The 12,330-nt window shown below is 66.0% G+C and carries 12 protein-coding genes and 1 pseudogene; 7 read left to right on the forward strand and 6 right to left on the reverse strand.

All coding sequences use genetic code 11. The features are described from left to right. Positions 1–180: 180 nt before the first annotated feature. A complete protein-coding gene (locus K8O92_25590; GenBank protein ID UAK31185.1) occupies positions 181–537 on the forward strand; it encodes a hypothetical protein in 357 nt (118 codons plus the stop codon). A 263-nt stretch (positions 538–800) separates the two neighbouring features. Further along, on the forward strand, positions 801–1,589 hold the full coding sequence (locus K8O92_25595) for a LysR family transcriptional regulator (protein ID UAK31186.1): 789 nt from the start codon (positions 801–803) through the stop codon (positions 1,587–1,589). Between the two features lie 916 nt (positions 1,590–2,505). On the opposite strand, the gene K8O92_25600 is transcribed toward K8O92_25595, so the two are convergent. Then, positions 2,506–3,558: a saccharopine dehydrogenase NADP-binding domain-containing protein gene (locus K8O92_25600; protein ID UAK31187.1), complete on the reverse strand. Its 1,053-nt coding sequence runs from the start codon at positions 3,556–3,558 to the stop codon at positions 2,506–2,508. Between the two features lie 145 nt (positions 3,559–3,703). Between K8O92_25600 and K8O92_25605 the strand changes: the two genes are divergently transcribed. Continuing rightward, the gene (locus K8O92_25605) at positions 3,704–4,699 is read left to right on the forward strand and encodes an AraC family transcriptional regulator (GenBank protein UAK31188.1); all 996 of its coding nucleotides are present in this window, start codon (positions 3,704–3,706) and stop codon (positions 4,697–4,699) included. Between the two features lie 347 nt (positions 4,700–5,046). Next, on the forward strand, positions 5,047–5,814 hold the full coding sequence (locus K8O92_25610; protein UAK31189.1) for a hypothetical protein: 768 nt from the start codon (positions 5,047–5,049) through the stop codon (positions 5,812–5,814). Positions 5,815–6,050: 236 nt separating this feature from the next. Here K8O92_25610 and K8O92_25615 read toward each other — a convergent pair whose 3' ends face one another. Beyond that, positions 6,051–6,722, reverse strand: coding sequence for a hypothetical protein (locus K8O92_25615; GenBank protein UAK31190.1), 672 nt, complete (start codon positions 6,720–6,722; stop codon positions 6,051–6,053). Positions 6,723–7,096: 374 nt separating this feature from the next. After that, positions 7,097–7,720 (reverse strand): hypothetical protein, encoded by a 624-nt coding sequence (locus tag K8O92_25620; GenBank protein ID UAK31191.1) that lies wholly within the window; start codon positions 7,718–7,720, stop codon positions 7,097–7,099. Positions 7,721–8,150: 430 nt separating this feature from the next. On the opposite strand from K8O92_25620, the gene K8O92_25625 reads away from it, so the two are divergent. Next, positions 8,151–8,372 carry an aldehyde dehydrogenase family protein gene (locus K8O92_25625; protein ID UAK31192.1) on the forward strand — a complete coding sequence of 74 codons (222 nt, stop codon included), beginning with the start codon at positions 8,151–8,153 and terminating at the stop codon, positions 8,370–8,372. A 126-nt stretch (positions 8,373–8,498) separates the two neighbouring features. Here the strand turns inward: K8O92_25625 and K8O92_25630 are convergent, their stop codons facing one another. From K8O92_25630 to K8O92_25640, 3 genes are read right to left on the reverse strand one after another with little or no spacing between them, the layout of a single operon-like run. Further along, on the reverse strand, positions 8,499–9,395 hold the full coding sequence (locus K8O92_25630) for a sterol desaturase family protein (protein UAK31193.1): 897 nt from the start codon (positions 9,393–9,395) through the stop codon (positions 8,499–8,501). 47 nt (positions 9,396–9,442) lie between these two features. Beyond that, positions 9,443–10,198 carry a helix-turn-helix domain-containing protein gene (locus K8O92_25635; GenBank protein UAK35941.1) on the reverse strand — a complete coding sequence of 252 codons (756 nt, stop codon included), beginning with the start codon at positions 10,196–10,198 and terminating at the stop codon, positions 9,443–9,445. Beyond that, entirely contained in the window at positions 10,194–10,343 is a 150-nt protein-coding gene (locus K8O92_25640; GenBank protein UAK31194.1) for a multicopper oxidase domain-containing protein, read from the reverse strand. Before K8O92_25640 ends, K8O92_25635 begins: the two co-directional genes overlap by 5 nt. A 182-nt stretch (positions 10,344–10,525) precedes the next feature. On the opposite strand from K8O92_25640, the pseudogene K8O92_25645 reads away from it, so the two are divergent. After that, positions 10,526–10,918, forward strand: a pseudogene (locus K8O92_25645) (response regulator transcription factor). Positions 10,919–11,142: 224 nt separating this feature from the next. Beyond that, positions 11,143–12,174, forward strand: coding sequence for an alpha/beta hydrolase (locus K8O92_25650; protein ID UAK31195.1), 1,032 nt, complete (start codon positions 11,143–11,145; stop codon positions 12,172–12,174). Positions 12,175–12,330 lie beyond the last annotated feature (156 nt).

The raw sequence follows: 12,330 nt of genomic DNA on the forward strand, positions 1-12,330 counted from the left end.
CGTGTGCGCCGACGGTCGTAGAGCGTAGTTCGTGACAGACCGCTGGTCGCTCGTCTCTACTCGCAAGGGAGGATGCCGTTCGCTGCATCACGATCACATCCGGCACAGGGCAACATGGCTACCAGTCCGCTCGGGATGTATCTATGTTCGGGGCGGTCTCTGTATGAAGGAGCTCGACAGATGGCGGCACGATCGTACTGGGTACGGGTATACAACTACACCGGGACCGAACTCACTCTGACGAACAAAGAACTGCAGCACGGGGTGTGGAGCAACAACGGCGGAGCCACCCCGCCCGACGTCATTCCTGAAGGTCATCGAGCAGAATGGGGCAGCGAGTCCGCTGGATTCGGCACCGGCACAGAGGGTGAGGCTATCTATGCCTCCGACGCGGGTGAATTCAAGATCTACTGGGACAACCCCTACATAGGCTCCGACCAGACCGCCGTGCGAACGCCGAAACAGTTCAGCTCCGTCAAGGAAGATAGTCGCGGAGACAACGCCACCCTCAAAGTAGCGCTCGTGCAGGAAGATTGATGCGGCGTCACCATTCACCATTGATCGGGAAGACCCTCTCTCGTTGGCGTGAATAAGTTCCGAGGCCGGGCAGTAACCCCAACGCAGAGTTCGAGAACTCGAGCACACCGCTGTTCGATGACGCCTTCGACCGCGACTTTGATGGCGTGCGCGCCGCGGCATAGACGAAGGAATCGGACACGCCTCGACGCTGAACGCCCGCATTAATGCAGTCCAATACCTATTCCTCGCTCATTGATAAGTAGCGCCGATAGGATTGCGTCATGGACTTCAACCCGCGGACGCTGCGCTACTTCCTCGCCCTCGTGCGGGAGCGTCATGTCGGCCGGGCCGCAGCCCGCGTCCATATCGCCCAACCGGCCCTGTCCCAGCAGATCAAGCAGCTGGAAACCCAGCTCGGGATCCAACTGTTCGACCGTTCGACCCGCCGCGTCGAGGTCACCCGGCGGGCGAACCCTTCACCGAGCACGCCCGGCGAATCGCGGCAGCATACGAACGCGCCACCGACGACATGGCGGCATTCGCCCGGGGCAGCGTGGGACGGGTCTCGGTCGGCTTCGTCGGCACCGCCACCTACGACGTCCTTCCCCGCCTCACCCGAACGGTCCGCACCGAACTACCCGGCATCGACCTGCGGGTGCGCGGCGAACTCCTGTCTCCTCAGCTGCTCGACGGTCTCCTCACCGGCGAATACGATCACCCACCCCTCAGGCGCAAGGTCCACAATGCACCACCTGGTGCTGGACGCGTGCGCACGCATCGGACTCCGGCCCCCCGTACTCGAAGTCAGCGAGACCGCAACCCTCGTCGTCTCCGTAGCCGCCGGCCTCGGAGTCGCTCTGGCTCCCGAACCCGTCCGCAGCCTCGGACTGGACGGCGTAACCTATTGTCGTCTCCAACATCCGGAAACCGTCGACCTCATGCTGGCCCAACGCGAATCCGAAGCCTCGCCCGGCGTGGTGGCCGTCGCCGCATTGGCCCGCGCTGCGGCCGTAAACTCCGCACAGAACCCAGCTCCGGATGAATCAGGCCAACCGCTCGAACCTCCATGAACAACAGGCTGTCCCGAACTCCCTTCTTCTGTCGGGGCGAGGGGCTATCAGCCTGCCATCCGCGTCGCACGAGAGTTCCGACGCACGATCCCGGCGACGTCGTCTGCGGCTCGGTGATGGCGACGCGCAGGAGTACCTAATCGATGACGGTCGTGACGCCGTCACCACTGCGGGGGAGACGCCGTCACCACAATCCCGTTACGTTCGGTACTGAAATGCAGCGACATGTTGTGAACCTGCAGGTGAGAAGCAGGTCAGGTGCATCGGCAAACCACTGACCAGGGCTTTTCCGGGCGGCCGGGCGGAGGGATCGGCACCCCGCTCTCGGCCTGTGGCATCGCCATGGTGGCCTCGATCTAAAGGCCACAACAGAGAGTGAGCCAGAGGCGTCTTCTGATAGACCTTGATGTACTACGACTCGGAGAGCCCAGGAAATGCGCCTCGCGCAAGTGGGTGTATTTCTCCGGTGAGGGATTGTAGTGCTCGGGCGACGTCGTAGATGCCGGGGCGGTTGTAGGGGAGAGGGTGTTTCTGCTCTCGGAACGCCGCTGAGGTGACACCGAGCTTTGCCGCCACGTGGACGAGTGCGTCTCACGCTTTCAGCGCGCCGGTCCTGCACGTCGTCCCACCCCGCGCGGTACCCATCGGCGGCGCTGCCCTTCCAGGTACCGAACAGTGCCTGAACTTTACGGTCCAACGACATCGAACCCGACCTCAGCTGCTCGGCAACGTCATAGGCGAACCTGCCGACCACCTTCACTTCCTCCGGCACCACATGCAGCGGGGTGTCGCCTGTCGTCATGGTCTCTCCCCCTCCGGCTACTGCGGACGCGTCGTGGGTATATCGACAGGCTCTGCAGTTCCTTGCCCATGGTGCCCCGAGAGCTCGAGTTCGGCTGAGGACATGACATCTGTGTCACTTCACTGTCAGGGCCGCCTCGATGGTCCAGCGGAGGTCGTGGCGGGAGAGGGTTTCGAGGAAATCGGCAGGATCGAATGCTTGCGCGGGGGTGCGTACTCCGGCGGCGGTGTCGCCTGCCGCCAATCGCCGGGCTGCTTCGACCGCGGCGACGGCGGTGGTTCCGTAGGTGTCTCGGCCTCGGATGATTCCCCGTGTCTGCTGCCCTTGGTGGTCCACGGCGTCGAGCAGGTAGGTGAATTGCTGTTCGGCGCGGTCGTGCTCGGTCGGGCCTGCGGGAAGCTGTGCGATCAGTTCCGGTGTGATGGGTGTTTCGAGGCTGGCCTTCAGGGTTGCCTCCAGCAGGCTTTCGACATGATCGACTTGCACGTGTCGGGGAATGGTGACTACCTCGCACGTCGGCAGCGCAGCCATCGCGACGGAATGGCCGTCGGGCAGGGTGATTCGGTCGCGCCGAGCCGGGATCCCGCTGTGCCAGGCACCGTCGTCATAGGTCAGCCCGCCCGACCGCATCGTGTCCATCGTCGCCGACGCCGAGCGCAGCGATCCGCGTGAGAGACCGGCAGCACCGGTGATGAAGTGGCTGACAGTGAGTTCCGCCAGCGGCCCGGTCCGCTCGGCGATCAGGTGCGCGAGCAGGTCGCCGGGCAAGCAACCGTCGTTGACTGCCGGCACTACCGTGACACCCGCACGCTCGGCGTCGCCGCCGAAGGAATCGAAAACGCCCTTCACATACAGTTGCTCGCCCGCGGTGTCGACATAGTGGGCGCCCGCGGCGATCGCAGCATCGACCATCACCGCGCCGGAGGTGGTAAACGGTCCTGCACAGTTGATGACGACATCGCTACCCGCCAAAGCAGCAACGAGAGCGGCGCGGTCGTCGAGACCGGCCACCCGGCGATCGGCGTCGGGAATTCCGACCTCGACGGCGGCGGATTGCAACCGTGTGTGATCTCGACCGACGAGCCGGACCTCCATGCCATGGCGGGACAACTCGGCAAGGGTGAGCTTGCCCTGATAGCCGTTGGCGCCGTAGACGGTGATGAGCATGTCAACTCCTGTGACCTATCGACTTCGCTGCATGATCAGCAGCAATTCGAACTTAAAGCCAACGGTCTGCGACGTTCAATGCGTCAGGCTCCAAGATTTATACGAATCTGTCTAGATCGAGTCTTGATTTGATAGTTTTGATGGGGTGGATCCTCTTTCTGACGTGGTGGCCGCGATGCGCATCGGCGAGCCTCATTCGGGCCGGGTCAGCCACCACGCACCGTTCGGCTGGCAGTTTCCCGCCTTCGATGCCGCAGGATTCCATGTGGTCCTGGCAGGCAGCTGCTGGTTCCTGCCCCCGGCCGCCGATCCGATCGCGCTGCGGCCGGGCGACATCGTCCTGCTCCCGGGAGGATGCGCCCACGGGCTGGCCGACGATCCGGCCACGCCACTACGTCCTGCTGCTGCGTCGCTGCGCCGGGTGAACCCGCGACCATCCCGACCGGACTCCGCATCCGAACCGCGACCGGAGACCGTGCTGCTTTGCGGCGCCTACCTTCTCGATCGAAGCCGGTCACATCCGATGCTCGCCGATCTGCCCGAGGTCATCCACTTGCCCGCCCCAGAAACTCGCCATACCCCGGTCGGGGCGATCATCGATCTCCTCGACAGCGAACTCGCCGTCGACCGGCCCGGTCACGATGCCATGCTTCGCTCGCTGCTGGATGCGCTACTGCTACACATCCTGCGCGGCTGGCTCGACCGCCACACCGACACCGGGTGGTCGGCCGCGCTACACGACCCAGCCGTCGCCGCAGCGCTCTCAGCGATCCACGGCTCGCCCGAGCACGGCTGGACCGTCGCCGAACTCGCCGCGCACGCCGGGGTTTCGAGAGCTGGCCTCGCCCGCCGATTCACCGACCTCATCGGCCGGCCACCCATCGCCTACCTCACCTGGTGGCGCATGACCCTCGCGGCTCGGCAACTGCGCGACACCGATACCCCGCTGTCGGTCATCGCCCGAGACTCGGGTTATGCGTCCGAATTCGCGTTCGCCCACGCGTTCAAGAACGAATTCGGTCAGCCACCAGGTCAATTCCGAAGGAAGAACCCGCCAGTTCAAACACTGTATCCGAACGCAGGACGTTCGACCGGCTACGCGACTCGCGCGGTGACACGCGCCGTCCAATCCGAAAAATAGACCCGAACACTCGGCGCCCAGGAAGCCGCACAACTTTTCGCAGACCACGTTGGCAGCCGCCCCGTTGGGAAAAGTTCACTCGGACCGGACAACCACGTTCCGCCGGCACTATCCCCAGGTCGTCGTCGAGCTCGGCGCAGTCCGGCGCGCCCGCTCTGTTGGCCTCGAGCAACCCCCTGCGGCCACCGACTATTCGCGAGTGGTCGCCCGCAATGCCCGGCTCCACCGCGACAATCGAGACCTCCGTGAACAACTCGACCTGGCCACAGTCTGCCTCGCACGGTTGAGCATCGACGGACAGGAACTGCGCAGGCAACTACAACGCATCCGGCGACGATGACGGGACCATGTGCTACGAGCTGATGACCTACTGGAGCGGGCGGCTCAGCGGCGGCGTGTTCCCGTCGATGTTCGACACCAGTAGCCATCCTGACGCGGACGGGTTCGTCGCGTCCCTTCGGGATTTTGTCGCGGCGTCCCCGGACCGGCGATACCGCGTGGCGGCCGAGCGGTTGCTCGACAGCGGAAAACCGTTTCTGTCCGTAATTCCGATGCGCGCGCATGCATCGGTGGGGGAAACGCAGGAGGCGCAGGAGTTCGTCGACTTTCCCGCCCTGTGCGAATTGACGATGCGTGAATTCACGGTGCCGGACTGCCTGGATTTGCGGCTCGAGGCTCACCGCGAGTTCTTTTGCGCTGAGCTGGTAGAAGCCGAGCCGATCAATGCGCGGGTGCAGTTCGCCGGCACCCGCCATGAGTCCACGGTGGACTTCATCTCGGTACTGAGCGCCATGATCTTTCCCGAGCTGGGCGGCGAATCGTTCCACGCGGCAGTCGGACAGGAACTTCGCAAGCGTGGTTACCAGGGGCTGGTCTTCCCGTCCGCGCGCAACGACTCGCGGGTAGTCATCGTCGATGGCACGCTGATGCAGCACAGCGGGTGGAACTTTCTCGACTACCGGGGTGCCCCACGGATCGGCAAGCGCTGCCGCCGTCGCGGCTGGCCGATCGGCCGCGTGCTGAACCGGCAGAGTCTCGGTGATCTGGGCGTGGAGGCATACATCGTCGATCGGCATCTCTGCGACGGAGTGGAATGCGACGCCACAGGTACGTAACGGAGGGCGTCGCAGCCCAGGAATGGCGGCGGATCGAGCACGAGCTCGCGCAGCTCGCTGAGGGCAAGGCCCTCGTTTGTTCTACGACCGGTTCACTTTGCGGCCGTTGCGTGAGTGATACACGCAGTCGCAGGAGTCGATCGGCGATCAGGGCGAATTGCTGGATTGATGCGGCCTGGTACCTCCAGTCGCTGATGTGACTCGCACGCTGCCGCGCTGTGGCCTGTATCGATGTGCTATCTCTGCGTCAATCCGGCCAGCGCCTTGCGGGCTTGGTTTTCGGCGATCGCCGCGAGCTCGTCGCGATCGACCGGGGGTTCGCCCTTCGCGCGCAGGACGGCGACTTCTACTCGCACCGAGACATTGCTGTCCTGCGCGCCCACGATGTAAGTCATTCCGTTGCTGGTTTCCGTGGTCGCGATATGCCAGTAGCCTTGGGCGCCGATTCCGGTGACCTCGCCCGAGGCGCGCCCCGATCCGGTGGCGCGGGTGTCGGTCTGTTTCCAATTGTCGTAGGCGGGGGCGGCGCCCGTGCCGGTGATCTGAGCCCGGAGGCCGATGCCTGCTTCGTTGACGGTGGCGTCGTCGGGAAGGGCCGAAGGGCTGGTATAGCGGATGGCGCAGTACAGGTTGCCGCCGTCGGCGGTATTGGGTGGGGATTCCCGATGCTGCGGTGCTCCGTTCGGGGTGGACGACCATCTGTGCAACGGCGTGGGATCGACAAGATCGCACGCGTTGGTGATGCCGCTTATCGAATAGATGCCCGGTGCCGGATCCCGGCGGGATGGCGTGGTCGAAGCCGCCCTGGACGAAGCCGAGGTGCTGGACGGGGTAGGAGCAGTGGCAAACTCGCTGTCTTTGTCGCCGCCGACGACGACACCGATCACCACACCGAGAGCCAGCGCCACCGCCAGGGCGAGAACCCCGGCCGCGATCAGACTCGTCCTGCCGCTACCGGTCCGCGGTGGGTAAGGTGGCGGCCCATATCCCGGACCAGGTGGGCCGTACCCGGTAGCGGGCTGAGCGAGGGTGGCCCCGGGCGGAGGGATGTACCTGCCCTGGCCCGAGGCGGTCCAGCTGCCTGCTGGCGGATCAGATTGTCGCACAGAAGGATCGGCGCTTTCCGGCGTCGGCCGAGCGTCAGGTTCGTGCTGGGAGTCGGTCATCGCCATAGCCTCTCCGGTTCCGCAACGGGCTCCCCGTCGACTCCGACCCGATCGTATTCCAGCCACGTTCGGTCGTCGGCGCCGTCTGCCTACCGCTCCGCACGAGTCGCCGGTCGCTACTTCTCGCGCAGACCGTCCAGCGCCCTGCGCGCCTGCGATCTGGCGATCGAATCGAGTTCGTCCCGTCGCACGACGGGAGAGTCCTTCTCGCGCGTGAGGGATATCCTCACCCGGACCGAGACGTTGCCGTCCTGCACACAGACGACGTAGGTCATGTCCGCAACGAGGTCTCCTATGACTTCGGAGTACCAGTAGCCCTGAGCGCCGATTCCGATGACCGCACCGGAATCCGACTCCGGCGCGGGTGTGGCGACGTCGGCGTGTTTCCAATGATCGTAGAAGGGGGGAGCCGTACCGTTGGTGAATTGGGCCTCGACGCTCATCACGGCCTTGTTCAGAGAGAACTTTTCGACGGTCGCGCTGGTGTATTCGGCATCGCACCGCAGGCTGCCGCTCGAGTGGGCGGTCGGCCGGGTTTCCCGGTGCGTAGGAGCGCCTTTGGGCGTGGGTGACCACCTGGTCAACGGCGTGGGATCGACGAGGTCGCAGGCGTTGGTGATCGCATCCATCGAATAGGTTCGGGTCTCGCTGGCAGTGTCCGAGGCACCGGCGGATTCACCGCTACGGTCGCCACCGCTGAGGACGATGCCGATAACCACACCGAGCGCGAGCATCACCACCAGCCCGAGTACACCGGCGATGATCAGACCTGTTCTGCCGTTGCGAGTCGGTGGAGGCCGATGCGACGGTGCCGGACCGGGTCCATGGCCAGGCGGCACGGGAGGCATGCCCCAACCGGCGACCGGCGGTTCCGATTGCTGTGTAGCGGGATACACGCCGCCCGGCATCGGCGGCCGATCGCCATGCCCGTGCTGGGGATCGGTCACCTCGTAGCCCCTCGATTCCGCAACGGACTTCTCCGTCGAACGGCATTCCCGAGCGGATTATATTCCGCCACCACGTCACATGTGTCCGACCCCGTTGTGAGCCGGAACGACACGGTCCTGTGCGCGCGTCACACGCCGCCGCCCATGACGATGACTGCGATGGCGATGACAGCGGCAAGGGAGCCGCCGATGATTGACTGCATAATGAATCGCCACCAACGAGATGACCATCGCCCAGGAGGAGATCTTCGGCCCGGTGGCGACGGTGATCCCGTGCGACGGCCTGGATGAGGCGCTGCGGCTGGCCAACGCGACCCCGTACGGGCTGGCGGGCGGTGTCTGGACCAGGGATCTCAGTACCGCGCACAAGGTGTCGCGGGGCATCACCGCGGGCACCGTGCGGGTGGTCTGCTACGGCGTCCTCGACCCGTTGCCAGACAGCTGACACGGCGCGCTGGGCGTGGTCATAGAATCGGCAACTCAGGAGGTATCTGCAGGGCGACCTTGGCGGAATCGGTTCTCGCCCCGAACATCCCGTTCTGCGCCGCCGCCGGAATCGGAAGAGTCGCGTCTATGTGTTCGTGGTGGTCGTCCCGCAGCCGCCCGCGGCGGTGAACGGGTGGATCAGCTGGCGGGCGTAGTCGACCGGGTAATCGGGTTTGGCCGCCATGCCGAGGTGTTCGGAGGTGAAGCGCCGGCCGGGATCGTAGGAGTAGGTGCGGTAGAGGTGGTCCCAGAGCAGGGTGAACAGCCCGAAGTTCACGTCGCCGATACCGGCCCACTTGAGGTGATGGAAGCGGTGGCCCGCGTTGAGCGCGAGGACGTATCCGGCGGGACCGACACGGTAGTCGGCATTGGAATGCTGTAGCAGCAGCTGGATCGCGACGGCGAGGGCGAGGACGGAGGCCACGTCGACGGGCAGGCCGAGCAGGATCAGCGGCGCGACGCCCGCGGCCATCTCGACGGTCTGGTGGACGGGATGTTTCATCAGGCCGTTGAGTCCGTAGAACCGGGTGACGCTGTGGTGCACGGCGTGGAATCGCCACAGCAGCCCGATCTTGTGACTGGCCAGATGCACCGTGGTGATGCCGAAGTCGGCGATCAGTACGGCAAGGAGGACCTGTCCGGCGAAGGGCAGCTCGCCGGGCCAGATCCGCGCGCTCGGGACGATCGCGGCCAGCAGCGGAATGGCGGCGACACTGATCAGGATCAGGGTTTCGTTGACCATCGCGTGGATGCGGTCGCGGCGACTGTCGCCGAGGTCGTGGTTCCAGCCCTGCTCGTACGGGATGATCCGTTCGGCCAGAAACGAGGCTGCGATCGCCGAGGCCAGGATCGCGAGGAGCCAGTATTTCGGGGCGCTGGCAGCCGAGAGGGCGATTCCGAGTCCGTTGAGCCCGAGCAGCATGAACGGTACATAGGCATACCGCGTGATCCGTTGTGCCGTCAACAGTATGGTCGTGTGCATGCGTTGAGCGTGCTGGCTCGACACCCCATCCGGCTTGAACGATTCGGCTATCGCGAATCGTTGTTCCAGGACAGGTTCCGGCTCAGCGCCGAGGGCGGCAGGCCGAAGGTCTCCCGGCAGGTGCGAGTCAGGTGCGCGCTGTCGGCGAACCCGGCGGCGTGCGCGGCGGTGGTGAGGTCCGCGCCGCCGACCACCGCGTCCCTCGCGATCATCAGCCGCAACCAGAGCACGTAGCGGCGCAGCGGCAGCCCGACCTGAGCGGTGAAAAGATGTGTCAGTCTGCTCGCCGAAATGCCAACGCGAGCGGCGAGATCGGCGGTGCGAACGGTCCCGGAGGCGACGACAACCGGCAGGCAGTGCAGCGCGGAGGCCACCGCCGGGTGACGGACGGCGTAGGAGACGGCCGTGCTGGGCGGCGCCAAGATCGCCATCAGTTCGGTGACGGCCGCGGCCACCGGCGCATCCTGATCGGGCAGGGACAGCGCCGGTCCGCCGGACCAGCCGGCGGTGTGGGCACGGTGCGTGGCGGCACGGCCGGCGGTGCTGTCCGGATCGAGGAACACCGCGATACCTGCGGGGGCGCCGCGCAGAATGCGATGCGATGCATCGGCGGGGATGATCATGTGGGTACCGGTGCACTCGGCGTGGTCGCCGGCAACGGTGATCGGGCCCGCCCCGACTATCACCTGGACGGCGTGGTGGGCGTGGGTGCCGGTCGGGCCGATCGATCCGCTGAAGGCGAGCACGCCGGGACGCAGCAGGACCTCGCCGCGCCAGGGCTGCGGGCCGGTGCGCTCGTCAATGGTGGCGTCGGGAGCCTGCGTCCCGCATGCCGCCGAACGGAGTGGTGACACCGTCGTAGCGTACGTGCAGCATCATCCCCTGTTGTGCGTGCGGCGGGTTGGTGCAGTGATTCATCCAGATGCCCGGATTCGATGCTCGAAACACGACTTCCCAGACTTCTCCGGGGCGAACATCGCGCCGCCGCGGCCGACCGGGGAATCACCGGAATGCGGGAACGCTGCCGACTGCTCGGCGGTGAACTCGAAGCCGGGGCACGTCCAGGAGGCGGTTCGACGTAAGCGCTCACCTGCCACTCGCCCCGATGGGATCGCACCGGTGAATCCGACATCTCCGCGCCCACCATCAGGGTGCTGCTCGCCGACGACGAACGCCTCGTGCGGTCCGGTTCCAAAGTTCTCCCCGATTTGGAGGACGACAGCGCGGTGGTCGGCGAGGCCACCACGGGCGCCGAAGCCGTCGAATTGGCCCGCGCTACCCGCCCCGACGTGGCTCTGATGGATATCTGCATGCCATCGCTCGACAGGATCCACGCTACGGCCCGCATCGCCGAGCCCAACGGGCTGGAACGGGTGGAGGTCCTGATCCTCACCACCTGCGACACCGACGAGAACGTTGCCGAAGCCTTGCGGGCGGGCGCGAGCGGATTCCTGCTCAAAGACGCGCGACCCGCCGAACTGCTGCACGCCATCCGGGTGATCGCCGACGGCGACGCCCTGCTGGTCGTCATCGCCTACCAGACCGGGCTGACCCAGCCCTAGCTGCGGCAGCCCGCGACGGCGATCGCATTCGTCCGGCACAACCGCCACGCGGCTCGGTCCTCGTCGATGTCCGCGCGGCTACGACCTCCCGCGCAGACGTTTGCGATCTGCGTACGCGGATCGACGTAGACAGTGCCGACCGCTGACGGGCGCGGGACGTGCCCACCGGATCGAGAATCGATGGCGTGAGAGGCAAAGTTCCACTGCGAGTTCGCATTCTGTCCGCGCTTACCACCGAGCCGGACTGGGATTCGATCACCCCCGAACAGATCATCGAGGTACGTGAGGCTCAGGCCCACAAGCGCCGCTCGGCACTGGGCAGACTGGTCACCGGCAAGCCTGATCAGCGCGCACGCATCACCACGCACACACTCGATTTCCCTCAGCGACGCGTGGACGTGCGGGTCTACCGGCCCGAACGGGAAGACTCGGCGCTGCCTTTGATCATTGCGTTCCACGGCGGCGGATTCCTCGGCGGTGCACCGGATCAGGACGATTGGCTGCTCGGGCACTTGGCGGCGAACCTTCCGGCCGTGGTCACCTCCGTCGACTACCGGTTGGCCCCCGAACATCGGATCGGCGCATTCGTCGAAGACGCCCACGACGCCGCGGTCCAGCTGGCCGAATCAGCCCCGGCGTTCTGCGCGGACCCCGCCCGAATCGCCCTGCTGGGCGCCAGCGCGGGAGCCACGCTCGCGGCGCTCACTGCGATCCACGCCCGCGAACTCGGGCTGGCGGTACGGGCGCAGGTGCTGATAAATCCGCAACTCGATTGGACCGACCGTATATTCGACTATCGCTCGTTCACCGAGAACGCGGACGCACCGAGCCCGACGCCGGCCTTCTGCCGTGCCATGCTGCGTTTCGCGATTCCCGAACCGTTCGATCGCACGACGATCACCCCCCTGCTGCGTGACGACCTCGCGGGGGCGGCCCCGGCGCTCATCCAAGCCGCGGGGCTGGACCCGCTGGCGGACCAGGCCCCGGCCTACGCCGACCGCCTGCGGCAGGCGGGCGTCGACGCGACGCTGACGCACTATCCGGAGGCGGTGCACGCCTTCCTTTCCATGCCCGGACTGGTTCCCGCGGCCCGGCCGGCCCGCGCCGAGATCCTCGGTTACCTCCGCACCCACCTGCTGGCACGGCCCGGCGAGCAGACGTGCCCGCCTCAGTCGCCGAACCCGTCGGCGATCTGGCGGGCTCACGCCGGTTCGTGAAAGGGCACCGTTCCCGTTCGGGCGAGCGGGCCGACATGCGTAGTCGCTCGTGCCCGCGAGTGCGGTGTGCCGACTCCGGCCGCCGGTTGAGGGCTATACGGCCGGTCGGCGAATCGGCCATACCCGGCACCTTCCTTTCGTCCAACCCATTACATG

The sequence above is a fragment of the Nocardia asteroides genome (genome assembly GCA_019930625.1).
Lineage (GTDB): Bacteria > Actinomycetota > Actinomycetes > Mycobacteriales > Mycobacteriaceae > Nocardia > Nocardia sputi.

Excerpts from the sequence above, each read along its gene's own strand:
- K8O92_25610 (UAK31189.1), top strand. The coding sequence starts at position 5,047 with ATGTGCTACGAGCTGATGACCTACTGGAGCGGGCGGCTCAGCGGCGGC.
- K8O92_25625 (UAK31192.1), top strand. The coding sequence starts at position 8,151 with ATGACCATCGCCCAGGAGGAGATCTTCGGCCCGGTGGCGACGGTGATC.
- K8O92_25600 (UAK31187.1), bottom strand. The coding sequence starts at position 3,558 with ATGCTCATCACCGTCTACGGCGCCAACGGCTATCAGGGCAAGCTCACC.
- K8O92_25590 (UAK31185.1), top strand. The coding sequence starts at position 181 with ATGGCGGCACGATCGTACTGGGTACGGGTATACAACTACACCGGGACC.
- K8O92_25630 (UAK31193.1), bottom strand. The coding sequence starts at position 9,395 with ATGCACACGACCATACTGTTGACGGCACAACGGATCACGCGGTATGCC.
- K8O92_25595 (UAK31186.1), top strand. The coding sequence starts at position 801 with ATGGACTTCAACCCGCGGACGCTGCGCTACTTCCTCGCCCTCGTGCGG.